This window comes from Spirosoma endophyticum, assembly GCF_900112365.1.
In the GTDB taxonomy this organism is placed as follows: Bacteria; Bacteroidota; Bacteroidia; order Cytophagales; family Spirosomataceae; genus Spirosoma; species Spirosoma endophyticum.
In genome coordinates this window covers 93,515-119,522 of the sequence record NZ_FOLQ01000017.1, presented here as the reverse complement: position 1 = coordinate 119,522, position 26,008 = coordinate 93,515, and the positions used below count along the sequence as shown (strand labels likewise).

Here is a 26,008-nt window from a genome sequence, read left to right as displayed (position 1 = left end):
GTGGGGTGATTGCTTTATTTCACACACCGATCGTTTCAGCCCCCCTGCGCCAGGCCATAGCGCGGCCGGTTGCCTAAGGAGTTAGCCACACCTGTTGTGTAAATGCACCATTAATGGCGGCATCCCACACTTCGACGCGTACCCAGGTCCTGTTTTTTAGATTGGTGGTAAACTGGTACTGCTTTTTACCGAACGGCGTCGTGTTGGTCAGGTCGATTTTCTCCCGGAATACCTGCTTGCCATTGCCGGAAATCAGTTCGGCAAACGTGAGGGGGAAAGTCCAGGTAACGTCCAGCGTGATCGTCGCTTTACCATCGGTCGGCAACCTAAGGGTTTCGCCTGCGCCTTTTCCGTTAACGGTGAACGCGGGTAGCATAATTTCGCCCGTGGTCACAAAGAATTTTCCCTGCTGCATTACGTCTAAAATGGGTTGCCAGCCCTGATCATAGTCGGGTAGTTTGTCCAGTTGAAGATAGTTGACATTCAGGTGGGCGTAGGTTTCGTTTTCGGGCTCCATCGTAAAAATGTCCGACTCTGCGATCACGTGCTTTTTAAATCCCCAGTTGGCCATATCGTCCATCAGGTCCAGTACACGCCGACTCAGACGGGGTTCTGACATATCGGCGGGAATGTTTTTCCAGGCGGCACCAAAGAAATGATCCGATTTGTAGAAGTCTTCATCCTTGTACTTATCCGGATACCCTGTTGACCCTTTGGTACGTGCGTGTGCCGTCCAGGCCAGTCCGTTTTCAGCTTCCAAAAGACGTAGCATATCATTTTTATCGGCGATACGATACACATTTCCATACTGCGGATCATTCATCACAAACGGCATTTCGGGTTTGCGCGACATAATCCAGTACACGGGTTTTGGAAAAAACTCCAGCCAGTGCCCACCGAAAAAATTGTTCGGCTCTTCGCCGGGAAGCAACAGGAAATTTTTATCGGACAGGCGCTTACATTGATCAAACAACGTTTTCAGCTCCAGCAAACGCAGGCTATCGGGCCCTGTTGGATGGCCGGGGCCATGAAACTCCGCCAGATGAACAATGTTGACGCCCGAATTTTTAAAGACCTTTACGAAGTTGGGTACTTCGGGAACGGGTTTGCCAGCCAGCACTACTTTCGTGGTGAATTCATTATGAAAATGGCTCGACATGGTTTTATAGCCGGGCACTTCCGGGTACTTGTCATTATGCGTGAATCGCTTCACTTCATCAAGCGCTTTGCCGGGTGTATCAGTGCTTAGCAGACAGAAAAAATTAAGTCGTTGGCGCGTTTTCGGTGGCGCATTGACCCAGGGTACCCAGCGTTTGTCGCCCATCAGATCCTGCCGAATGCCAATACCGAAAGCCGGGACAAGACTCCGATAATTGGCTCCATACCAGGTAAAATCCAGATTAAAGGCTTCGTCCAGTGGATAAAAATACTGGTGAGGGGCCGGAAATACGGCCAGACTGCCACGGGTGTTCGCTCCAATTATAGTTCGGTATTTCACCGCCTGCGCCTTATTGGGTTGCTTCAGATCGGCCGGCACGCTTTGCATCTGGTTGTCGGTATCCGACCAGGCAATCGACTTCCAGACGGGTTGCGTAGTTACCAGACCGGCATCGTAGAGAATGGCGGTCGAATCAATATCCGTCGCCATCACGGCCGCTACGTTAAATAGTGGACTTCCATTGTAAACAGTAATCTCAAGATCGCCCGCAAAGGTTGGCGTTTTTACCTCCGATACGTTCACGACGGTTCGGGAGCCAACGGTTTTGACACTGGCTGTCCGTTTGTTCAGCTCAACCGCATACACTTTATGGGGGAGCTTATTCGTCTTGTCGAAAAAGATGTTCCAGCCATTTTGTGAGACTAAGTCCCGTTTGCCGACGGTCAGCACGAAGGCCGGGTCCAGAGACGTAGCGATCTCGTTAAACTTTCCTTGTTGCGACAACTGGATGCTGTTGAAAAGCGGTTTACCCTTATCCAGATTAATGACCAGTTTAGCCGTTTCCTTGCCACCGGCCGGCCAATTAACGACCAGATTATTACCCTGGCTTGTTACGGTAACGCCACTACTTTTCTGAAAACCGGACAGATTCACGGGCGTCTGCCCATTGACAACCGAGCAGGCAATCACAAACACAATCAGGAAGTAATCTTTCATTATCATTCAGATAGTAAATTCGGCAATAGCGGACGCGGGCTGCTGGTCAGGTTAAAAAATCATTCCCTCAAAAGTCGATTGAGTCGGTTCAACGTTGTCTTTTTTACAGGAGAACAGCCCTACTTCACGGAAGAGTACTTGCGTTTGAATTTACTTGTCATTCGTGGCCAGGCTGTGGTGGCTGGGCAGCATCCGAGGCTGTAGGCCTGACCTGTTAATGAAGCTTTAGACGAATTTAACCAATATCTGAGTATTTAATTGGCCGAGTCTAGTCAATAACCGAGGGGCGACTCATAGGACTGGCGTTGAATGGCGACGAGGTAACGAGATGGTGAAGGTTGTTCCCCGATCAAGTTCGGAACGTACCGTAATGGAACCACCGTGCATTTTAATGATTTTTTCCGTCAGTGAAAGCCCAATTCCGTTGCCTTTGATGGTGTGCGCATTGGTGGCCCGATAAAAGGGTTGAAAAATGTAATCCAGTTCCGAATCGGCAATGCCAATGCCCTGATCGGCAATAGTTACCTGCACGGACGTATCACTGAGGTTAACAAGGAGTCGGCTATGGTGATCTGAGGAAAACTTACAGCCATTTTCGATCAGATTTATAAAGGCGGTTTTTAATAACGACTCCTCTCCCTCTACCTGCATCGTTGGTAGCGCTTCGTCCGACGGGTCTGTTACTATGGTTATGGTATACGTAGGATTTTTCTGCAGGATTGTTGCTACGGCTTCGTACAGCACCTCATCGAGTTCAACGGGAGTCCAGGCAACATGAATCTGCTTCACATCAAACTGAGCCAGTTCGAGCAGACCGTTCGACAACGTATTGAGCTGCCTGATATCTTCGAGTAGGGATGCCAGCAATTGCTGATACTCGTCTACTGATCGGGCTTTAATCAGCGCGACTTCAATCTGATTGGTTAAGAGTGTAAGCGGAGTGCGCAGTTCGTGGGAGGCATTGGCCACAAAACTCCGCTGAAGTTCAAAGGCCGAAATCCGGTCGAGCATCTGGTTAAACGTAGCGGCCAATCTGCCTAATTCGTCATGATCGTTACTTACCGTTAAGTGGGCCTCTAAATTTGACACGGTGATCTGATCGATTTGATGCATCATATTGGCAATGGGCTCGATGGATCGCTGGGCAAAAATCTGGCTCAATACAATGACCAACAGAAAAGCAACCAGAAACGAGGCTCCCGACACAAAAATGGCCTCCCGCGTTTTGCGAATGCCATAATCATCAATTCCGTAGCTGACGACTTTAAAACCCCGTCCCTGATACCGAATCAGTAACCCCACACCCGACCGTTTTCCATCGGTTATGGTCACTTCCTGCTGTTGGCCAATCTGACTTAGTAATGTGGGCGTTATTGGCAGTGAAGGACCAACCTTACCGGGGTTATCCAGTTCACCGCTGTCGTAGAGTAAACGGTTATGCTGGTCGAAAATGGCGACACGCCGGTCGGAGAAGGACGTATAGGTATCTTCATCGATTCGCCGAAGCAATGACTCATTGATTGACCGTTTTTCGACCAACAGATGCGTCATGGTAATGGCCCGGTTTTTCAGCTTGATCAGAAAATCTTCCTGTTTCGAATTCGCAAAGTAGTAATAGAAATTACCCAGAAAGAGTAATAAAATCGGCGATACAACGGCAATAAACGTCAGCGAAAAACGAGTACGAAGATTCATCAGGTGGTCAGGCCTCCACTTTCATCATATACCCGATACCTTTTCGGGTATGGATGAGCTTGATGGAGAAGTCATTGTCGATTTTTTTACGTAGCGAATTTATGTAAACATCGATCAGATTCGACCCCGAGTCCACAGGAATATCCCAGACATTTTCAGCAATTTCATTGCGGGTTAGCACTGTGCCCTGATGCCGGAGAAAGTATTCGAGCAGGGCAATCTCGCGGGGCGTCACATTAATGGGGTGCCCCGCCCGACTTACGGATTTTTCGCGCAGATCAATAACCAGATCGGCTAAAATTAACCGGCTGGCATCCAACGGGTTATTGGCTTGAATGCTCCGCTTCCGGATTGCCTGGATTCGGGCCAGCAATTCGCTGAATTCAAAAGGTTTCATCAGGTAGTCATCCGCGCCGGCATCAAAGCCCGATAATTTGTTTTCGATGGTTCCCAGCGCCGTAAGCATAATGACGGGTATATAGGCATTACGGGTTCGAATTTCCCGGCATAACGTGAAGCCACTGACGTCGGGTAGATTAACGTCCAGAATGACCAGATTAATATCGCCAAAGTCAATGGCTCGCCGGGCAGACTCCCCATCTAAGGCTACGGAGGCCTGAAAGCCAAACTCCTCCAGCCCTCTTTTTAGGGATACAGCCAGCTTAAGCTCATCTTCAACTACCAGAATTCGCATAGGTATTACAGAAATTAACGACTGCCAAATTAATAGAACCAATTGGCCAAAACACGGTCTTCATAAACTTCTAATCGTTTCTTAAGGATTCCTTAATGTCGACCATTCCCCCAAAATCTACTTTTGTAACAGTCAGTTACGGATTTTATCAGCCTGGTACGATCTGTTGACCACTCTCGGGAGATGCCTTCACATCCCATATAGCGAATACAACTATGAAACTGAAATCCGCTTCACTAAATGACTTGACAGTGCTTGAGGAGTTAGCACTCTTTTTTCCTACCCAGGCCCCGCTAGGTGGCTCATGCCTATCTCTTAAAAATTGTCAAAATAGTTTCGTTTAAAAAATAAGATTATGATGAAGAGAGTTTTCGTGCTCACGCTTGTGAGCTTATGTGCCTTGTTAGGTTATACAAGCTGTACACATAAAGAAGAGGAAAAGGAAGAAGAAGTTAAGTACCAGGTTACCAGTCCCCTACAAAGGGATACGACGATCACCAATGACTACGTCTCTCAAATCCATTCTATCCAGCACATCGAATTAAGAGCACTGGAGAAGGGTTACCTGGAAAAAATTTATGTAGACGAGGGGCAGTACGTCAAAAAAGGGCAACTCATGTTTAAAATTCTGCCGATACAATATCAGGCCGAATTACTAAAAGCCCAGGCCGAAGCCAATTTTGTGGACGTCGAATTCAAAAATACAAAACTACTGGCGGATAGTAATATCGTTTCGAAAAATGAATTAGCTCTGGCTAAAGCTAAGTTAGATAAGGCAAAAGCTGAAGTGTCCGTCGCGCAGATTCACCTTGGATTTACGGAGGTAAGGGCCCCTTTCGATGGTATTATGGACCACTTCCAGGTACGGTTGGGCAGCCTTATTAACGAGGGCGATTTGCTGACGACACTCTCCGACAATAGCAAAATGTGGGTGTATTTCAACGTACCGGAAGCCGAGTACCTGAACTATAAAACCCACGCGCAGGAGGAAAACCTACAGCACGTCAACCTGCTGATGGCCAACCAGCGGGTATACGATCATTCGGGTGTGGTTCAGGCCATTGAGGCTGACTTCAACAACGAAACGGGTAACATTGCGTTCCGCGCTACGTTCCCCAATCCCAATGGGCTGCTACGGCACGGCGAAACCGGTAATATACAGATGACTTTACCGATGAAAAACGCCCTGATCATCCCGCAGAAAGCCACTTTCGAAGTCCTGGAAAAGAAGTACGTATATATAGTAGATAAAGACAATAAAATCCGGTCGAGGGAAATCACCGTAGCCGCAGAAATGCCTCACATTTTTGTCGTTCGATCAGGTCTGACTAAAGATGATAAGATCCTTCTGGAAGGGCTGCGTCAGGTAAAAGAAAACGAAAAGATACAATACACATTCGTGAAACCTGCGTCTGTCATCTCGAATCTAAGTTTATATGCCGAGTAATCAGACATTCTAAAAATCGGAAGACATGTTTTCAAAATTCATCCGCAGACCTGTATTCGCTATTGTGATATCGATCATGATAGTTTTTATCGGCATACTGGCTATTGAGAAATTACCTATTTCTCAATTCCCGGATATTGCCCCCACAACCGTCAATATTTTTATCGCTTATCCTGGCTCCAGTGCCGATGTACTGGTAAAATCGACGCTGATTACCCTCGAACAGGCTATCAACGGTGTTCAGGATATGCGGTATATCGCTACCGATGCAACCAGTGCTGGTGAGGCTACCCTCCGGATTATCTTTGAACCGGGTACGGACCCTAACGTGGCTGTTATCAGGGTAAAAACCAGGGTGGATCAGGTTATGCCGCTTCTGCCCGAACTGGTTCAGCGCGAAGGGGTTATTATTTCGCCTGTCCAACCCAGTATGTTGATGTACGTCAATCTCTATTCCAAGGAAAAGAGTATTGACGAAAAATTCCTATTCAACTATGCCACCGTTAAAATGATCCCCGAAATCCAACGGACCAAAGGGATCGCCAGGGCGCAGATATTGGGTAGTCGACGATATGCCATGCGCCTTTGGTTGAACCCTGAGCGCATGCGGGCCTACAATATCTCTACAGATGAAGTAATGAAGGCCGTAGGAGAGCAAAGTATTGTAGGCCGACCCGGCCGGATCGGTCAAAGCTCCGGTATAGCGGCTCAGTCGCTGGAATATGTGCTCACCTACAAAGGTCGATACAATAAGCCGGAAGAATATGAAGGTATCATTATCCGGGCTAATTCCGCCGGTGAGAGCATCCACTTACGGGATATAGCCCGCGTTGAACTGGGAAGTGAATTCTTCGATATTTATTCAAACCTGGATGGACATCCGTCGGCGGCTATTGTGTTGCGGCAAAACTATGGCAGTAATGCCAGTGATGTTATTGAAGAAGTAAAAGAGAAGCTTGAGGTAATGAAAGAGTCCTTTCCTCCGGGGGTGGACTATAAAATCAGCTATGATGTGTCCAACTTCCTGGACGCGTCTATCGAGCAGGTAATCGATACGTTGCGAGACGCATTTATCCTGGTTGCCCTGGTTGTGTTCATATTCCTGGGCGACTGGCGTTCAACCCTGATACCGATCCTGGCGGTTCCGGTATCCTTAATTGGGGCCTTCTTCGTTATTCAGGCGTTTGGGCTTTCTATCAACTTGATTACGCTCTTCGCGCTGGTACTGGCTATCGGTATTGTAGTCGATGATGCGATTGTGGTGGTGGAAGCCGTGCACGCCAAGATGGAGGATAAACCCTATCTGACGCCCTTTGGTGCGGTTAAGCAAGTGCTTGGTGAGATTAGCGGAGCCATTATCGCCATTACGCTGGTGATGGTATCGGTATTCCTGCCTATCTCGTTCATGTCGGGACCGGTCGGTACATTTTACCGGCAATTCTCCATTACCATGGCCAGTTCCATTGTGATTTCGGCCTTAATCGCCCTGACGCTTACACCGGTGTTATGTGCCATGTTGTTGAAAAATCACCATGGACATCCCGAAAAGAAGAAAAACTTCCTGACCAGAGGGATCGACAGTTTCAACCGGGGCTTCGATAAAATGACGGGATGGTACGTAGGCTTGTTACGATTAATCGTCAACCGCCGATTCGTTACGTTCGTCATCTTGGTGGGCTTTTGTCTGGGAATCGTATTCGTGAATCAAATTCTGCCAGCCGGATTTATTCCGAACGAAGACCAGAGTACGATCTACGCCATTATCCAGACGCCACCGGGCTCTACCCTGGAAAAAACCAACCAGGTGTCGAGAAACCTTCAGAAAATATGTGAAGAAGTTCCAGGCATAGAATCGGTATCGTCGCTGGCCGGTTACGAGATCATGACCGAAGGGCGGGGCTCCAATGCCGGTACGTGTCTGATCAACCTGAAACCCTGGGGCGATCGCGACAAAAACGTGAAGGAAATCATGGAGGAACTGGAAGGCAAGACGAGAAATCTTGGAGCGGTGGTCGAGTTCTTTGAACCACCCGCTATTCCTGGATTTGGTACGTCAGGCGGTTTCTCCATGCGCTTGCTGGATAAAACAACCGATACGGACTACCGTGAATTTGATAATATCAACAAGAAATTCATGGCGGATTTGGGTAAACGGAAAGAGCTCACGGGCTTATTTACCTTCTTTGCCGCCAATTATCCGCAATATGAACTGGAGATCGACAACAATCTGGCCATGCAAAAAGGTGTATCGATTGGAAAAGCGATGGATAACCTCAACATTATGATTGGTAGTACGTACGAACAAGGGTTTACCAAATTCAACCAGTTCTTCAAAGTGTACGTGCAGTCCGATCCTAAGTTCAGACGGCTTCCTTCCGATCTATTAAAGCTTTTTGTCAAAAACGACGCGGGCGAAATGGTGCCTTACTCGGCGTTCATGAAGCTAAAAAAAGGTCAGGGTCCCAATGAAATTACCCGGTTCAATCTGTACAATTCAGCCGCTATCCAGGGCCTTCCGGCCAAGGGCTACACCACGGCTGATGCCATACAAGCCATACGGGAAGTTGCCGCCAAGACGTTGCCAAGAGGGTACGACATCGCGTTTGAAGGTCTTTCCTACGACGAATCGATCCGGGGAAATGAGTCGCTGTATGTGTTCCTGATCGTATTGGCCTTCGTCTACTTTGTGTTGGCTGCTCAGTACGAAAGCTTTATCATTCCGTTGGCCGTAGTGTTCTCGCTGCCGGTCGGGATATTTGGCTCGTTCCTGCTACTCCAGTTAATGGGGTTGGAGAACAACATTTATGCGCAGATCGGACTCATCATGCTGGTTGGTCTGCTGGGTAAAAATGCCGTACTGATCGTGGAATTTGCCGTTCAGAAGCGCCATCAGGGAGAAACGATTCTGAACGCAGCCATCGAAGGGGCCAGGGTTCGTTTCCGCCCGATCCTGATGACCTCATTCGCCTTCGTTGCCGGTTTGATCCCGCTGATTAGTGCAACTGGCGCCGGTGCGATTGGTAACCGTACCATTGGTGCTTCTGCCATGGGGGGTATGTTATTCGGGACCATTTTCGGGGTCATCATCATTCCTGGTTTATACTACATATTTGGCAGTTTGGCTGATGGCAGAAAGATGATTAAAGATGAAGAAAATGATTCTTTGACCGAAAATCTGGTTCATTCAGTTGACATTTTTCCACAACCAGAAGAAATTGAAGATAATGCGTAATAAAAGACGATTGACTCGGGTAGGGATAACACTGGTTACCCTATTCCTGGGTGGCTGTACTGTACCTCGCCTGGTTCAGAAAACAGAGAATAAACTGGTACCTGCGAGCTATAACAGCTCGCAGGACTCCACCAACTCAGCAAAGACGACCTGGCGGCAGTATTTTACCGATCCGTATCTCACAGCTCTGATCGATACGGCGTTGTATAACAATCAGGAGCTGAATGTTACGCTACAGGAAATCCAGATTGCCAATAACGAAGTATTTGCCAGAAGCGGGGCCTATCGACCCTTTCTTAGTCTGGGTGGGGGTGCCGGTATCGACAAAGTGTCGCGCTACACCAGTCAGGGAGCGGCTGATGCGGCTACCGAAATCCGACCAGGGGTAGAAACACCAGAGGTTTTACCGAATATGTATTTTGGGGCCACAGCCAGTTGGGAAGTGGATATCTGGCACAAACTACGTAATGCCAAAAAGGGAGCCGTCGCCAGCTACCTGGCATCCATCGAAGGGAAAAATTTCCAGGTGACGAATCTGGTGGCTGAAGTCGCCAATAACTACTATGAGCTTCTGGCGCTTGATACGCAACTGGAGATCATACAGAGAAACCTTGTTATTCTTAACAATGCCCTGTCTATCACAAAGCAGGAAAAAGAAGCAGCAAAAGTAACTGAACTGGCTGTCCGCCGGTTTGAGGCCGAAGTATCTAAAACACAGAGTCTTCAGTACGAAATTAGGCAGAAGATTGTCGAAACGGAAAACCGGATAAATTTTCTGGTGGGGCGTTTCCCGCAGCGCGTTCAACGGGATTCCCAGAGTTTTACCAACTTAGTTCCACCTACAATCCAGGCAGGCATTCCATCGCAGCTGTTAGCCAATCGGCCTGACATCCGGCAAGCCGAATGGAACCTGGAGGCCGCCAAACTGGATATAAGTGTGGCAAAAGCAAACTTTTATCCGTCGCTAACGCTACGAGGATTTTTGGGTGTGATGGCCTACAATCCGTTGTATCTGGTGTATACTCCTCAAGCATTGGTTGCTTCACTAGCCGGGGACTTGGTTGGACCAATCGTCAATAAGAATGACATCACGGCCAGGTATAAAAGTGCGAATGCCAAGCAAGTACAGACCGTTTATAACTACGAGAAAACGGTGTTGAATGCGTACATTGAGGTGGCCAATCAGTTGTCAAATATCGATAACCTGGCCAAAAAATACGACGCAAAAAACAACCAGGTTCAGGCACTGACCGAGTCAACGAATATATCGATCAAATTATTCACCTCAGCTAGAGCCGACTATATGGAGGTACTGCTGACCCAGCGGGATGTACTGGAAGCCAGAATGGAGCTTATTGAAACCAGAATGCAGCAAATGAATGCGCTGGTCAATACGTATCGGGCCTTGGGTGGCGGCTGGAAATAAGCTGATTTGTAGTCCACAGCGACGAAAAATCGTCGGCTTCGACGCGTTCAAAACCGCTACACGCACAGCGTGTAGCGGTTTTGCGTTACAACCGTGATGAGTTATCCACCTCAATCGCACGAGTACGAGCGACACGAGCGATTTTTTAAGCAAGTTGCCACAGCCGTATGTCTTCAGCAATGCCTTTTAAATGCACGATACCTAACTGTTTGGTGCCGTTGGGCATATTCGGCAAATCATTCACTACGTCCTGACTGATCAGCATCTGGGAGCCATACTCTTTGTTAAGTTGCTCAATGCGAGCCGCCTGTATCACAACTTTACCCGTAATGTTGTACTGCTGGCGGTTTTCTGTCCCAATATTGCCGACAACGGCGTCGCCCGACTGGATACCAATACCAATGGATGTGGGTGGAATAAGTTGCGTCCGGCTAGCGTCCTCAACGGCTTGCAGAATAACCAGGCCAGCCTTAACGGCCTGTTCTGCCGGGTTATCGAGCGCGAGTGGAGCGCCAAATGTAATCATGCACCCATCGCCCAGAAACTGATTAACAATACCGCCGTACTCCTGCACAATCTTGGCCACCAGGCTAAAAAATGCACTTTGATACGCAATGACGTCTTCGGGCGAGTGGGTATCCGCATAAATGGTGAAATTCCGGATATCCAGAAACATAATGCTGACCTTACTGTGTCGGGGCGCCAGCACACCATTCTGGTCGAGAATAGCCTGCACAACTTCGGGCGATACCTGTTGGCCAAACAATGTCCGGATCTGTTCATTGGCTTCCATTCGCTGGATTGATAGCTGAACACTCAGGCTAATCTGGCGGGCAACATAAGCAGCGAGTGCCCCCGTTATCAGCATAATTATTGATTTCACTACGTAGGGGAAGGCGCTGCTAAGAAAAAAAGTAACCTCCGTAAAGTGGACTGCTCCAACGGGGGATTTTGTCAGTAAATAACGGCTCAACAGGTAATATTCAAGTCCGGCTAATCCGCCGGTCCAGAGCGATACGGCTATGCTCAGTCGAAGCGTTGACAGCACGATAAAGACAAAATACAGATACGTAATGGGCGACAACAGCATCAGAATCGGCTGCCCGAACGATTGACTGCTGATATACAAGACGACAGTCAGGGCCGTGATTTCGACCGTAGCATTCCCGAATTTAGCCATGTAGGGCAAGCCTCGTACGTACCGGCTGATTGTCCCCAGCATCCGCCATATACCGAATTCGTAGAGCAACATACCGCCCATATAAATGGCGATGGAGCGGGTGGTTGTTTCGTGACCCGGCAGGTCGTCAATCGACCGGGAAAAGAAATGAATAAGCACGCCGTAGAGTACGAAACCCAGGCTGAACAGGACAACCAGAACGCCCGCCCGCTGGCGCTCACGCCGAAAATCTTCCTGTTCAAATTCATACTGAAACGACGTAATTGCCTCTTTCTGTCGATTAGGAAGCCAGTTCATAAGTATACCGCTGATGTGTGGTGATTCGCAGTCCTATAATAGCGTAAAAATCAGCCAGATTTGAGCAATCGACTACGTTAGTGGCAAAATAAGTTTGACGTGATCCTTCAGAAGGACAAGCCATTTAACCGCATTTATTTCGTTGACCAGCTCCTCAAGAAGGTATTGAAAGAGAATATGTCTGGTGTACGTATCAAAAAATGAGGCAAAATTCCGTCGGGTCGAATCAGTAGAATCTGGCCTCATGTTGGGTTTGCTATCATTGGCCTGGAGATTGGCTTTTACAAAACCCCCTACACGTTCGTTATGGCATTTTCACGTTCCATTTCCCGCAACCAGTTTCTTAAAACCAGCGCCCTTGCCCTGACATTACCCTGCTCAACAAAGTTGATGCCTGGGCTAAACCGATAAAAAATGTTGGTTTACAACTCTATACGGTACGTAATGAAATGGCGAAAGATGTCGAGGGAACCCTTCGAAAGATAGCGCAGATCGGTTATACGGAGATTGAAACGGGCACTTACTTCGGCAAAACACCTAAAGAGTGCAAGGCGTTTTTGAGCGGTATGGGCCTGACGGCGCCAAGTGGTCTATACATGACAACCGTTATGAAAAAAGACTGGAACAAGACCGTTGATCAGGCGGTCGAGGGTGGGCAGTCTTTTATGGGATGTGCTTATTTAACCCCGGATGAGCGTAAAACAATTGACGATTATAAGAAGCTTGCCGAGTTGTTCAACCGGTCGGCTGAGGTTTGCAAAAAAGCGGGCATTCAGTTTATGCATCACAATCACGATTTTGAATTTCAGCCGCTGGAGGGACAGGTTCCTTACGATATAATTTTAAAAGAAACTGACCCTAAACTGGTTAAGCTGGAATTGGATGTCTACTGGGCAACCAAAGCAGGTCAAGATCCGGTAGCGCTGTTTAACCAACATCCGGGACGTTTCCCCATTGTTCATCTGAAAGACATGGAAAAAACACCCGACCGGGCCTTCGCTCCTGTGGGCACTGGTTCCATTGATTTTCAGCGCATTCTGGATGCTCGCAAAATTGCCGGCATTGAACACTACTACGTGGAACAGGACGTTTGCAAAATCCCCCCGCTGGAAGCCATTGCCATTAGCTTCCAGAACGTTAAAAAATTAAGCGTTTGATCAATTTTTCGTTTTCGACGCAGGAGGGAGAATAAAAACTCCAGCGCTGATATTACGGCTTTCGATTCTCAATCGCTTTGTTGATCACGCTCATCGTGGACGCTTGCCGCTGCTGCACAAAGGCCATGGCATTGGCCACTTTTTTCTTTGCTCCGGCGCAGTCCTGATGGATTAACCGCAACTGCTTTGTCCAGTCGGCGGCTGATGATTCATCGACCTGAAATAGCCAGTCTGGCAACCCAATATCGCGGAACATCCAGGCTTTCCGTCCGTGCGAGGGCGGCCAGGCATGGATAACGGGTACGCCCAGGGTCACGCCCATAATGAGCGAGTGCGGTTCCATCCCGAAAAGGGTATGCGCCCGTGCGTATACGGACATGGCTTCGTCGGCGTTCCAGAACGTATCACGCCAGACAACTTTCGACTGCACATCGGCGGGCAACTGATCGTACAGAAACGTTTTGGCGGGTTCAATTTCCTTGGTCACTTCGGGCGCTAACAGCACGTTCAGCCCCGTTTCGCGCACCCAGTTCGTAATCATCTCTCGAATTTTTGCCATGCGTGATCGGTCCTCTTCCTGCCAGTCCGCAGGCGATTTACCCAGATCAATTGCATTAGGTCTTCGGTTAGCGTAGGGCGTATTGGTGAGGATCACAACGGCCAGAAATTTCTGGGCTTCCAACCCTGCTTTTTTCAGATAGGCCAGTCCTTTCTCTTCATCTCGTACGTTGATACCAAAACAGCCGTCCGGCCCAAATTCGAGCACGGGTGTCCGAAACTTATTCTCTTTCAGAAATTTGAGCGATTCGCCATCCCGGCAGTACACGAACGCAGCCTGACTCAGTACGTTCCGATACGCGTACATCGACGGAAAATCGAACCGGTCGAATGATTGTCCATAAATACCAAAGGGAATGTTGTTTTCAGCGCAATAGATATACGGCGTCAGGCTTGACATATTGCCGCCCCAGTCTTTGCCATACAGGCCAAAGTTCATGGCCATTCCCGAGTTGAAAATGAACATATCAGCCCGTTCGAATGCTTCTTTGACCTCTCCCTCGAATGGCTTCCCTGACTCGTAGAACTTCCCCCGAATGACCTTTACCTTCGGAAAATTCCGGCTGATCAACGTTTCCGTTTCGGGTCGTGGGTCGGTATGCCAGAGCAGAATTTCGGCATTGGGAACGTACTGCGTCAATAAGCGAATGGTGCCAGGCGTGTGTCCCTGATCACCAATATTGCCATCCCCCCAGGACGACCGCAGAATGATAACCGGGTTCTTCTTGGGAGCAGCACTGGGTGTGCTTTCTGATACCCCAAACGAGGCCGTTGGCAGTAGAGCGCTCGCCGACGAGAAGGTCGACAGCTTAATAAAACTTCGTCTTGATGGCATCCATTTAGAGAGAAATAAGGTTTTTCTTCACTACGTCCATCGTTTCCCGTTGCCGCTGTTCAACGAATTTTCTGGCTTTCGTTACGTTTCTTTTCGCGGTTTTGGGATCTTTGGCCATCGCCAGCACTGCCGGAACAATTCGGGCAACATCGTTCGGTGTATCCATATCGAACAGCCAGTCGCCCAGCCCAATATCCCGCCACATATACCCTTTGCTCGTCTGCTCATCGAACCGACAAACAATGGCCGGAATGTCATTGGCGATACACATGATGGGTGAATGCATTTCGAGTCCAAACAAGCCTGCCGAACGAATATCGTACTAATGGCTTCGTCGGTCAGCCAGTAATGATCCCGCCAGACGACCTTTGCTTTCACGTCATTGGGCAGCGGATCGTAGAGCATTTCCTTACCAATCCTGACCTGGGTTTCATTTTCCGGAACCAGCAAAACTTTCATCGGTGTCTGCCGAACAACCGCAATGATCGCTTCGCGGATGGGGGCATTGTCATGCTCTTTCATCTGCTCGTTTCGGGCGTGTTTCGCTTCATTTACAGCTAGTTTTTTCTGCGGAAGCTCCCACCAGGGCGTAAATCGCAATTGTGGAATGGCACACATAAACTTGCCTTCTTCCAGGTCGTGCTCCTTCAGAAAGGCGATCGCGGCTGCGTCATTTTTTACATCGACCGCAAATGCGCCATCGGGGCAGAACTCCATAATGGGGCAGTTAACGCCTTCCTTTTTGGCGAACGCTAACGAAACCGAGTCCCGGAAATAGGCGAATTGAGCTTTGCTGAGCAGATCAACATCGACGGGATTCACCTTTTGCCGCTCGTTCGGAAGCCCATATACGCCGGGGAACGTAATGCCATAGATGCCATACGGCTTGGCGGTTTCCTTACGCCAGCGCCCCACATCGTTGCGGGCTACCAGAGAAGGCCCGGAACCGTGCAGCAGAAAAACGCATTCCGCAAAAGCCCGATTTATTTCATCGGGTGTTCGAATGATCGGTACGTTCGGAAAACGTTTTTTCAGCATTTCTTCAACGCCATTGTCAACATTAGACGGCCACAAGCGTACATCTACATCGGGCAGGTATTTTTCCAGTAATGTTAGTACGCCGGGCGTGTGGCCAATATCACCGATGTTTTCTGTCTGCCACGACGAGCGAAGAATGATGGATTTTCTGGCTACAACTGGGTGCGCCAACGCTGGTATACTTGCCAACAGCCCAACCAGCGCGGGGAATTGGTTCAGGAACGTTCTACGATCTTGCATAGGCTCAGACGGAGATTATGTTCTTTTTCACTAAACCCATCGTTTCCCGTTGCCGCTGCTCAACAAATTTCCGGCCTTTGGCCGCTTTCGCTTTGGCGGCTTTGGGGTCTTTGGCCATTGCCAGCACCGTTGGGACATAGCGGGCGACGTCCTGTTCATTGTCCATATCGAACAGCCAGTCGCCCAGGCCAATGTCTTTCCACATGGCGCCTTTACTGGTTTGCTCGGCAAAACGACCAACTATGGCCGGAATGCCATTCCCGATGCACATAATGGGCGAGTGCATTTCAAGCCCAAACAAGCCCGCCGAGCGAATGTACGTACTGACGGCTTCGTCGGTAATCCAGTAATGATCGCGCCAGACAACTTTGGGTTTTACATCGTCGGGTAGCTTATCAAACAGAATCTCTTTGCCCAGTTTCACCTGCGTTTCGTCCTCCGGACAAATCAGAATTTTCATGGGCGTCTGCCGGACAATGGCAATAATAGCTTCCCGAAGTGGCGCATTGTCGTGCTCTTTCATGGCCTGATTCCGAGCGTCACGTGTTGCATCGAAGGCCGTTTTTTTACTGGGAATCTCCCAGTACGGCGTGAATCGGGTGCGGGGAATGACACACATGAACTTGCCTTCTTCCAGCCCATGTTCTTTCATGAATGTGATGGCCGCCTGATCATTCCGCAAATCCACGGCGAACGCACCATCAGGACAAAACTCCATAACGGGGCTGGTTACACCATTGGCTTTCGCAAAGCCCAATGAAACAGAGTCGCGAAAAAGGGCAAAACGAGCTTTGCTCAATAACTCAACATCCAGTGGATTGGCCGTAACAACTGCCTTTGGATCAGGGCTGTAGACACCGGGGAACGTAATGCCATAAATGCCATACGGCTTGGCGGTTTCTTTATGCCAGCGCTCCACATCCTTACGAGCTACCAACGATGGCCCGGACCCATGCAGCAGAAAGACACAGTCGGTAAAAGCCTTCGTAATTTCCTCCGGCGTTTTGATAATCGGTACGTTCGGGAACCGACGACGTAGTAACTCATCGACGCCATTATCGACGCTGGATGGCCACAGCCGCACCTCCACATCGGGCAAATATTTTTCTAAGAGTGCCAGCACACCAGGCGTATGGCCAATGTCGCCGATGTTGACCGTTTGCCAGGACGAACGTAGTATAATGGACTTTTTAGCGGCTATCTCGAAAGGAGACACCTGAGCTAATGCCGGAATGCTCATCAGCAACCCGATTAATGATGGCGTTTGTTTGAGGAAATCTCTGCGGTTTGTCATATAAAAAGTGTTTAACCCCCACCCCCTGAAGGGGCTTCCTTACTCTCGATTAAAGCCCCCTTCAGGGGGTGGGGAGTGTTCTCGAAATAACCTAAAGAATTAATAACCAGGATTTTGCTTCAGATTCGGGTTAGCATCCATGTCCGCCTGGGGAATGGGCATCAGCACGTGGAAGGGCTGAATCGTGGCATTGCGGGCGAAACTGTTCTCTGCTTTTACGGCGTCGAGCAGGCGGCCCGTGCGGACCAGGTCGAAGCGACGCATATTCTCGAAGGTGAATTCCAGCCGGCGTTCCAGCCAGACAGCTTCCTTGAACTGCTGATACGTTAATCCCGTCAGCGCCGTTAGCCCAGCCCGCATCCGAACTTTATTCAGGGCTGCGTAGGCGTCAGCCGTTGGCCCATTGTTGGACTCATTTGTCGCTTCGGCATACATCAGCAGTACGTCCGAATAGCGCAGAATGGGTTTGCTGGTCCCTTCACCCGAAGTTGTTTTTGCGGTTTTGTCCCACAGCTTCTGGTACGACACCGCCTTCGTAAAATCGGGATCAGTAATGGAAAGCGTGGTGGTAACGCCGTTGTAGACATACGACGTAATGAACGTAACAGCTTTGCGCGTATCCTTGTCCGAGTACAGAGTAAACAGACTCGCCGTTGGGCGGGCAATGCCGGAACCTGTTCCCGGATATATCGGTGCCGACCGAACACCGTAGCCGCGTCCGTCGCCGTGACCTTTCACATCGGTGAGGTATTGAATTTCGAAGATATTCTCTTTTCCACCCCGCGCCGTCAAGGCAAACGCATCGGCAAAGTTGGCGTAGAGGTCATACACGCCCAGATCCATTACCTCCTTGGCTTTAGCAGCTGCCTGTGCCCAGTAGGGCGAACCGGCGGTGGTGCCCGCCCGGGTCAGATACACACGCGCCAATATCCCCTTCGCGGCTCCCAGCGACGCTCGACCCGATTCGCTGGCTGGGTACGTTTTAGGTAAGACACTTTCGGCCTCTTTTAAATCAGCTTCGATCAGTTCGTATACTTTGTCGACGGGCTCGCGCGGTACCGCAAGGCCTTCCAATGACGTGGTTTCTGTAGTTACAATCGGAACGTCGCCATACAGCCGCACGAGGTTAAAGTAATGGAGTGCCCGCAAAAACTTCGCTTCGGCGATGTATCGCTTTTTCAGGTTTTCGTCCATCGGAATACCCGGCAGGCGTCCAATCACCGTATTCGACCGGTTAATGCCATTGTAAGCACCGGCATACTGCGAGATAAAAGTGTTGGACGGCGTAATGTTATACCGCCAGAGCAAAGGCCGGTCGGCAGAACCCGTCAGAAAGGCGATGGCATCGTCGGTTGTGACCAGGTCCAGGAAGGGGTCAGTTCCGCCAATCTGCGCATAGCAGGCACCAACAGCCGCTTTGGCATCCTCAGCCGTTTTGTAGTACGTAACATTGGTGAGGTTGGTAACGGGCGAAAGATCTAATTGCGTTTCGCAGGCCGTGAACGCCAGCAACAGAACGAGTATATAAGTAGATTTCATGATGTAGGGCAGGAGTTAGAATTTCAGATTCAAGCCAACCAGTAGGGTTTTAGCGGCTGGGTAACCACCATAGTCAAGTCCCTGACTCAATGACGAACTGCCGTAGCGATTCACTTCGGGATCGTAGCCCGTATACTTCGTAATCGTGATCCAGTTCTGAGCTGTTACGTAGATTTTGGCGGACGATATAGCGAGTCGGTCTAACAATCCTCTGGGCAGATTATAACCCAGCGATATATTTTTAAAGCGTAGATAGGAGCCGTCTTCAACGTTAAAACTGGACAGAATACGAGAGCCGCCGGCCGCATTCGCGCGGGGAATTTCGTTGCTCGGGTTCGTGGGCGTCCAACGATCCAGCGCTCTGGCTGATTGGTTGTTGCCGCCCGTCAGGTTCAGCAGATCGAAGGTTCCGTAATTCAGAATCTGGTTGCCAGAATTGCCCTGAACGAAAATATTCAGATCAAAGCCCCTGAACGAGAACGTATTATTGAAGCCACCGAAGAGTTTAGAGTTAGCATTGCCAATGATCGCCCGGTCGTTGTCATTGATAGTGCCGTCGCCATTCAGGTCTTTGTAGCGAATGTCACCGGGTTTGGCGGTTTTCTGCGCCGACGCGTCTACGTCGGCCTGGTTTTGAAAGATACCATCCACGACCCGTCCGTAGAAATTACCCAACGGACTACCGACCCGCAACAAAATCGGGTTGACGTTTGTCGCAAAAATAACGGCATCCGTACCCGTTGTGAATTCCTGACGGCCATCCAGCGTCTGAATTTTATTCTGGTTAAACGTAATGTTGAATTCGGATGTCCAGCGGAAGCCGCCCTTGTCGACGTTGATCGTATTTAAGGACAGCTCAAGCCCCTTGTTCTGAACGCTGCCAATGTTTTTCAGCGTTGTCGAAAAGCCCGATGAGGTGGGTACGCCTACATTGAACAGCAGGTCCGATGTCGTTTTGATGTAATAATCGGCGGTAAACTGGATTCGGTTATTGAGTATCCCTACGTCCAGCCCCACATCGAATTGGGCATTTCGCTCCCAGCGCAGGTCGGGATTGGCAATACTGGATGTGTATGAGCCGGAATTGAGCGTGCCACCCAATATATAAGGCGTTGAACTGATATTGCCCAGGTAGCGGTAATTGCCAATTTCCTGGTTGCCCGACAGACCGTAACTCACCCGAAGTTTGGCATCCGAAAGCGCCGTCAGGCTCTTCATCCATTGTTCATTGGCCATTTTCCAGGCCAGCGCCCCCGACGGAAAAAATCCAAATTTCTGATTTGGGCCGAACCGGCTGGAACCATCCCGCCGACCCGTCAGCGTGAGCAGAAAACGATCATCGAATCCATAATTAATCCGGGCGAGGTACGAAATCAACCGCCAGTCACTCGCTTCCGATGTTGGCGCCACCAGCGTTGAACCGGCGCTCAAATTGTTGTACAGCGCAAAATCATTGGTGAACGTATTGGCATTGGCACCTACTTTTTCTATTCCCAGGCCCTGAATGGTGTACCCCAGCAGCGCGTTCAAATTATGTTTTGGAGCCAGTTGCCGCGTATAATTCAGAGTATTCTCATTCAGCCAGCCAACATTCTGCGCCGTTTCGACGGAAGCTGTTCCCCCCAGACTAGACCCCGCCAACGAGAGCCGGGTAGCATATCGGTTCGTTTTCGTACTCTGCAAATCTGTCCCAAAACTGGTGCGAAAATTCAATCCTTCAATAATGGCATAGTCAAGATAGGCATTGGCCAGCAGCCGAATCGTATTGTTGTTATTCGTGATTTCATTCGCTACCGCCAGCGGATTATCTACCCCATAGCCATTGAGCGCCCCCGTGTTTTTGTAGTAACTTCCGTCTGCATTGTAGATCGGAAAATTGGGCGCATAACTCAATGCCGAACTGGTTGCTCCTCCCCCATTGTTGCCATCCACATCGGTTTTGGCGTTGCTTCCGGTCGTGTAAGCGCCCTGAATAGTAAGCCCAGCTTTCAGTTTTGAAGTCAGATTATTATCGAGGTTGGCACGTAGCGTATAGCGTTTAAAGTCGGAGTTGAGAATGATTCCCTGCTGATTGAAATACCCAAAGGAAATCGCGTAACGCGACTTTTCTGATCCACCGGAAGCGGCCAGTTGATGGCTTTGGATGGGTGCTGCCCGAAATATCTGCGACTGCCAGTCGGTGCCTTCACCCAATGAAGACGCCAGCGGCTGATCAGCCGTACTACCATCGAAATACGGCTTACCACCCCCATTGACCCGCGCTTCATTCACAAAATCAGCAAATTGACGGGCATTGAGCAGCGGAATTTTCCGCCGGACAGTCTGAACGCCGTAATACGCATCGTAGCTAATAACGGTCTTGCCGGCTTTGCCCCGTTTGGTCGTCACCAACACGACGCCATTTGACCCGCGCGACCCATAAATAGCTGTGGCCGAGGCATCTTTCAACACTTCGATGGATTCAATGTCATTGGTATTGATGGAGTTAAGCCCGGTAGTCGGAAAGCCGTCGATCACATAGAGTGGGTCGTTACTGGCATTGACTGAACCCGACCCCCGGATACGTATCGTCGAACTGCCACCCGGAGCCGCCGAATTCGTCACGACCTGAACCCCGGCAGCCCTCCCCTGCATCGCCCGATCTAACGAAGGAATGGGCGTAGCTTTAATATTCGTTTCGCCCACTTTGGCAACAGCCCCCGTCAAATCTGATTTCTTAACGGTACCATAACCGACCACTACCACTTCATTCAATTGCTTATCGTCCACGGCTAACGTAACGTCGATAGACGTTCGATTACCGATCACCAATTCCTGAGTCGTGTAGCCAATAAAAGACAGCACCAACGTAGTGGTTGCGTTGACATACTGTTCGGGAATGGTAAGCCGGTAATTCCCCTCTCTGTCGGTGATAGTGCCCAGGCGGGTGCCTTTCAGCACAACGCTGACACCGGGTAACCCAGCACTATTGGCCCCATCGGTGACCCGACCCGAGACCGGCCGGTCGGCCACTTCTCGGGTGGATAGCTGATTGATTAATTCCTGTTCGTCGCCAGTATTTTCGCCGGATTTACTACGTCCGGTGGCCGGGTTTTTGAACAGCGCAATCTGTTTACCCGACACCTCGTAACTGATGTGCAGGGGCGTAAGCAGTTCGGTCAGGAAATCCTTGAGCGTGCCCGACCGGGAAACAAGTTTTACTTTCTGATCGGCCTGAATTTCTTTGGGGTTATAAATGAACCGAACGTTGGTGCTACGTTCCAGCAACGTCAGGGCACCTTTCAGGTTCGTACTGCCTGTTTTTATCAGGATGTGCTGGTCAAGAACCTCCTGCCCATGTGCAAGGCGAGCCCAGGTGGTGCTCACAAACAACATAGCTATCAGAAGTTGCGTAACCGATAGTTTCATGAGCTGGGCAAAGGACGGATACGTCGTATAAAGTTTATCCATGAGTGAAACGGTTATTTACTCACGGATGGCAACTCGATCGGGCAGATACTGCTTTTTTGTAATTATTTTTATAAATAATTCTCAACTACCCCCTAACCTATTCAAATATACCTACTTATTATCACATCCGAGGCTGTGAATAACGATCTGACCATCCACAATTTCGTAGGTGGCCCGGGAGATTCGGCAGATCAGATTCAGCTTTTCGAACAGTGATTCCCCCGTGAGATTGGCGGTAATAAAGCAATTTTTAATCGTCAACGGATCATACAGCACCGGGAGGCCGTAGGTCGTTTCGAGTTGCTTGAACACCTTTTCCATCGGCACATCGTCAAATACGTATTCATTGACGGCAAATTTCTGTAAAACAATGGGTTGCGATACGACAGATTTTACCAACCGATCTTCTTTTTCAATAAACGCCACCTGCTGATTGGCGGTAAGCACCACACCGACAGATTCATTTTTCTGCGACTGGCGGGCCTGCCGAATATCTTTCCGGGTATAGACCGACACCCGTCCCGAACGCACTTCCACGGATGCATTTTTGCCTTCGGTCGTCACCAGAAACGAGGTGCCTAACACCTGCGTAGAAATCCGGTCGGCATGGACCCAGAAGGGTTTTTTAGGATTTTTGGTCACCTCAAAGAATGCTTTTCCTCTCAGGTAAACTTCCCGCCGATTATCCACAAACTGCTTCGGATAGCGTAACGTACTGTTTGGGTAGACCGTAACAGAACTCCCATCCTGAAGCATAATCCGCCGTGAATCAGCCTTATCATTCTTAAATTCGGTATAATTTGAGACCAGTACCGGGCTGATTCCTTCCAGACCGGCAACACCCACCGGCTCAGGTTTTTCGAGGAAAAACAAATAACCAATGCCCAGAACGAGTAAAACCGACGCAGCAATCCGAAACGCTACCGTCGACAAAAGCGGACGTACTGATGTCTTACCTTGCTGAATAATGTCGTCGGTAATATGCGTTAGTTCATCATCGGGCAGGGCCGTGTTTTTTTCTTCCAGCGCATATAGAAAAGCTCTGGCCAGCTGCACTTTTCCGGATGCTTCGGGATGGGTAGTTAACCACTGAGACCAGAAGGCTTCGCTCTGCGGGTTCCGATGGATGACCCATTGTCGAAACTGTTCGTCGCGCGTAAATTCTTCGACGCTATAGTTCTGGTAGTCGGGATTCATGATGCGTACGTATCTAGCTCGGTAATAGATGGCCAATTGGTGGCTCGGATACCTGTTTTTAGCAATAATTAAAAAGATGTCTCACGGAGCAAAGCAGTCAGCAGGATAAAGCCCACCCAGTTTTCCCGAAATGTTTTGAACGCGGCCTGCAAAAGATTCGACACCGACTGGGGGTTAACGCCCATGATATCAGCGATTTCGTCCCGTTCCAGATTCTGATAGTAACGCAGATAAATGACTTCTCGCTGGCGTTTGGGTAGCTGGTTGAGGGCCTCGGCAACCCGGTGAGTCGTCTCGGCTAGACTCTCCTGCTCGATCAATGACCACTCGGGCGAAAACTCAACAAAATTCAGGTCATTTTCCAGATCGGCGGACTCGTCTTCGTTGATGATACGTTGCCGGTAGCCTTCCCGAATCACCCGTTTTCGTACGGAACTCAACAGGTACGCCCGCACGCTATCCGGTGTGCTGATGCGATCCCGGCGGTTCCAGATTTCGATAAACACCTCCTGCACACAGTCTTTCACAAAATCTTCGTTCCGCACAAACTTGTAGCCATAGTTCTGTAGCGGATTGAAATAGTTAGCCAGTAATTTCCCTAATGCCAGCTCACTGCCATTTTTTAGCTGTTGCCAAAGCTGGATATCAGTAGTTGGTGTACTTGAAGGCATGGCTGTATCAGCAAAAAAGATTCACCTATAGAAGCAGGCGCGGTGAGTCAATTACTGGTAGGATAGGATCATGCCTGGGAATAAATACGATGGCTCACTCAATCTTAGCAAATCGATACCGCTGACAGAGTGGATCAAAAGACCGAGTAGCGAATAGGTTTCTACTGCTTAAATCAAGTAATTTATTTTAAAAATCCTCTCTCTGCATGACTACCATTAGCCCAATCAGAACTGCATTCATCATTAACGTACTGCTGTGTCTATCAGTCGTTTTGTCTGGGCAGAATCTCCCCAAAGAGCAGACCTTTACGAATCCTCTGTTAGCTTCCGGCGCTGATCCGTGGGTGATTTTTAAGGATGGTTATTACTATTACACCAATACAACGGGCCGTGATCTGACGCTTTGGCGCACCAGCGATTTCACCGATTTAAGTCAGGCCGAAAAAAAGACAGTCTGGACACCGCCCGCTTCGGGACCCAATTCAAAGGATATCTGGGCGCCCGAACTGCACCATCTGAACGGGAAATGGTATCTGTACTATACGGCAACGGACAAAGTCAAACCCGGTGACCAGAATCGATACGTTTTTGTGCTGGAGAATGCATCGGCCAATCCGTTAACGGGAAACTGGACCGACAAAGGCAAGATAAATACGAACTACACGGGGCTCGACGGGTCCATATTTGAGCATAAAGACAAACAGTATTTTCTGTACTCAGGGTATGTAGGTCCGCAAAGTAATTTGTTCATCGCCGAGATGGTCAACCCCTGGACTATCACCACTAAACAGGTTGAAATTGCCCGGCCAACCCTGCCGTGGGAAAAGTATGATGGGCGGGAAATTTGTGAAGGACCGGAATTCTTGAAAGGCAAACGAGGGCAGCTTTTCATTGTCTACTCGGCCAGCGCCTGTTGGGACGACAATTACGCCCTGGGTATACTGACAGCTTCCGAAACGAGTGATTTGCTCGATCCAGCCTCTTGGACGAAAGCCAATCAGCCTGTTTTTGCCAAATCGACAGCCAACAGCGTATTTGGTCCCGGCCATAACTGCTTCACGAAATCGCCCGATGGCAAGGAGGACTGGATCGTGTACCATGCCAAAACCGAAGCGAACAAGGAATGCAAGGATAGAACCCCACGCGCCCAGCGGTTCACCTGGAAACCAGATGGCAGCCCAGATTTTGGCATTCCTGTAGCGGCTGGAGCAGCCGTACCAAAACCCTCATCCATAGCCAAATAGCGATAGTGAGCTGGCGGAAAGGGGCGGTTAATGCCCTGACTTAAATTCTGCTACACCACTATGTGGGAATCTTTAATTATATCCATGACGAATACACTTTTCGCCTTTCGGATACCTTTGACCTCCCCCAGGTAATTGATAAAAAAATCATGGTAGCTTTCGATGCTCTCAGCTAAAATCTTGAGCATAAAGTCGTAATCGCCCGAAACGTTGTAACACTCCACAACTTCCCTGAAACCAATAATACCACTCACAAAATCGTGGGCGGTTTGTTTATCGTGCTCTTTCAGGGCGACCTGACAAATCACCATAACCTTCCGGTTCACTTTCCGATTGTCCACCAGGGCAACGTACTGCCGAATAACCTGAAGCTGTTCGAGTCGTTTGATACGTTCATGCGTGGGCGTAGGACTCAGGTGAATGCGCGACGCGATCTCCCGCACGGTCAATTTAGCGTTTTCCTGAACGAGTCGCAAAATAGCGTAGTCTTTCTCATCTAACTCGATGACGATTCGATTAGGCTGTTCTATTTGAGACATAAAAGAAAAAGATGAGTAAGCATTTGTTCTACAAACCACAGAAGAAATCAACATTTGTTCTAAAAGTTACATACTTTTTTTATGTCTATGCTGTAAATAGTTCTTTTGTGAAAACAAATA

The 26,008-nt window shown here is 49.3% G+C and carries 17 protein-coding genes; 5 read left to right on the top strand and 12 right to left on the bottom strand.

Translation table 11 applies throughout. The features are described 5' to 3' along the window. Positions 1-73 precede the first annotated feature (73 nt). From BM202_RS27930 to BM202_RS27920, 3 genes are all read right to left on the bottom strand, one after another. On the bottom strand, positions 74-2,155 hold the full coding sequence (locus BM202_RS27930) for a CehA/McbA family metallohydrolase domain-containing protein (RefSeq protein ID WP_093832417.1): 2,082 nt from the start codon (positions 2,153-2,155) through the stop codon (positions 74-76). Between the two features lie 291 nt (positions 2,156-2,446). After that, the gene (locus BM202_RS27925; protein ID WP_093832415.1) at positions 2,447-3,850 is read right to left on the bottom strand and encodes a sensor histidine kinase; all 1,404 of its coding nucleotides are present in this window, start codon (positions 3,848-3,850) and stop codon (positions 2,447-2,449) included. Positions 3,851-3,857: 7 nt separating this feature from the next. After that, positions 3,858-4,544 (bottom strand): response regulator transcription factor, encoded by a 687-nt coding sequence (locus BM202_RS27920; protein ID WP_177236701.1) that lies wholly within the window; start codon positions 4,542-4,544, stop codon positions 3,858-3,860. Positions 4,545-4,902: 358 nt separating this feature from the next. Here BM202_RS27920 and BM202_RS27915 point away from each other — a divergent pair, with 358 nt between their 5' ends. The 3 genes from BM202_RS27915 to BM202_RS27905 are packed head-to-tail and all read left to right on the top strand — an operon-like array spanning position 4,903 to position 10,649. Beyond that, positions 4,903-5,991 carry an efflux RND transporter periplasmic adaptor subunit gene (locus BM202_RS27915; protein WP_093832438.1) on the top strand — a complete coding sequence of 363 codons (1,089 nt, stop codon included), beginning with the start codon at positions 4,903-4,905 and terminating at the stop codon, positions 5,989-5,991. A 25-nt stretch (positions 5,992-6,016) separates the two neighbouring features. Beyond that, positions 6,017-9,223 (top strand): efflux RND transporter permease subunit, encoded by a 3,207-nt coding sequence (locus BM202_RS27910; RefSeq protein ID WP_093832413.1) that lies wholly within the window; start codon positions 6,017-6,019, stop codon positions 9,221-9,223. Further along, a complete protein-coding gene (locus BM202_RS27905) occupies positions 9,216-10,649 on the top strand; it encodes an efflux transporter outer membrane subunit (protein ID WP_093832411.1) in 1,434 nt (477 codons plus the stop codon). Before BM202_RS27910 ends, BM202_RS27905 begins: the two co-directional genes overlap by 8 nt. A gap of 145 nt (positions 10,650-10,794) precedes the next feature. On the opposite strand, the gene BM202_RS27900 is transcribed toward BM202_RS27905, so the two are convergent. Continuing rightward, positions 10,795-12,126: an adenylate/guanylate cyclase domain-containing protein gene (locus tag BM202_RS27900; RefSeq protein ID WP_093832409.1), complete on the bottom strand. Its 1,332-nt coding sequence runs from the start codon at positions 12,124-12,126 to the stop codon at positions 10,795-10,797. Positions 12,127-12,575: 449 nt separating this feature from the next. Between BM202_RS27900 and BM202_RS27895 the strand changes: the two genes are divergently transcribed. Beyond that, a complete protein-coding gene (locus tag BM202_RS27895) occupies positions 12,576-13,283 on the top strand; it encodes a sugar phosphate isomerase/epimerase family protein (protein ID WP_317039722.1) in 708 nt (235 codons plus the stop codon). 52 nt (positions 13,284-13,335) lie between these two features. Here the strand turns inward: BM202_RS27895 and BM202_RS27890 are convergent, their stop codons facing one another. The 7 genes from BM202_RS27890 to BM202_RS27860 form a co-directional block, all read right to left on the bottom strand. Beyond that, positions 13,336-14,676 carry a polysaccharide pyruvyl transferase family protein gene (locus BM202_RS27890; RefSeq protein WP_093832408.1) on the bottom strand — a complete coding sequence of 447 codons (1,341 nt, stop codon included), beginning with the start codon at positions 14,674-14,676 and terminating at the stop codon, positions 13,336-13,338. 81 nt (positions 14,677-14,757) lie between these two features. Beyond that, on the bottom strand, positions 14,758-15,954 hold the full coding sequence (locus tag BM202_RS27885) for a polysaccharide pyruvyl transferase family protein (protein ID WP_245776808.1): 1,197 nt from the start codon (positions 15,952-15,954) through the stop codon (positions 14,758-14,760). Between the two features lie 4 nt (positions 15,955-15,958). Then, positions 15,959-17,248, bottom strand: coding sequence for a polysaccharide pyruvyl transferase family protein (locus tag BM202_RS27880; protein WP_093832406.1), 1,290 nt, complete (start codon positions 17,246-17,248; stop codon positions 15,959-15,961). A 99-nt stretch (positions 17,249-17,347) separates the two neighbouring features. Further along, the gene (locus BM202_RS27875) at positions 17,348-18,787 is read right to left on the bottom strand and encodes a RagB/SusD family nutrient uptake outer membrane protein (protein WP_093832404.1); all 1,440 of its coding nucleotides are present in this window, start codon (positions 18,785-18,787) and stop codon (positions 17,348-17,350) included. A gap of 15 nt (positions 18,788-18,802) precedes the next feature. Continuing rightward, the gene (locus BM202_RS27870; protein ID WP_245776807.1) at positions 18,803-22,237 is read right to left on the bottom strand and encodes a TonB-dependent receptor; all 3,435 of its coding nucleotides are present in this window, start codon (positions 22,235-22,237) and stop codon (positions 18,803-18,805) included. A gap of 111 nt (positions 22,238-22,348) precedes the next feature. Further along, positions 22,349-23,434: a FecR family protein gene (locus BM202_RS27865; RefSeq protein ID WP_093832402.1), complete on the bottom strand. Its 1,086-nt coding sequence runs from the start codon at positions 23,432-23,434 to the stop codon at positions 22,349-22,351. 68 nt (positions 23,435-23,502) lie between these two features. Continuing rightward, on the bottom strand, positions 23,503-24,105 hold the full coding sequence (locus BM202_RS27860) for an RNA polymerase sigma factor (RefSeq protein ID WP_093832400.1): 603 nt from the start codon (positions 24,103-24,105) through the stop codon (positions 23,503-23,505). 206 nt (positions 24,106-24,311) lie between these two features. On the opposite strand from BM202_RS27860, the gene BM202_RS27855 reads away from it, so the two are divergent. After that, positions 24,312-25,349, top strand: coding sequence for a glycoside hydrolase family 43 protein (locus BM202_RS27855; protein WP_093832398.1), 1,038 nt, complete (start codon positions 24,312-24,314; stop codon positions 25,347-25,349). 50 nt (positions 25,350-25,399) lie between these two features. Here the strand turns inward: BM202_RS27855 and BM202_RS27850 are convergent, their stop codons facing one another. Beyond that, the gene (locus BM202_RS27850; RefSeq protein WP_177236700.1) at positions 25,400-25,888 is read right to left on the bottom strand and encodes an Lrp/AsnC family transcriptional regulator; all 489 of its coding nucleotides are present in this window, start codon (positions 25,886-25,888) and stop codon (positions 25,400-25,402) included. Between the last annotated feature and the right edge of the window lie 120 nt (positions 25,889-26,008).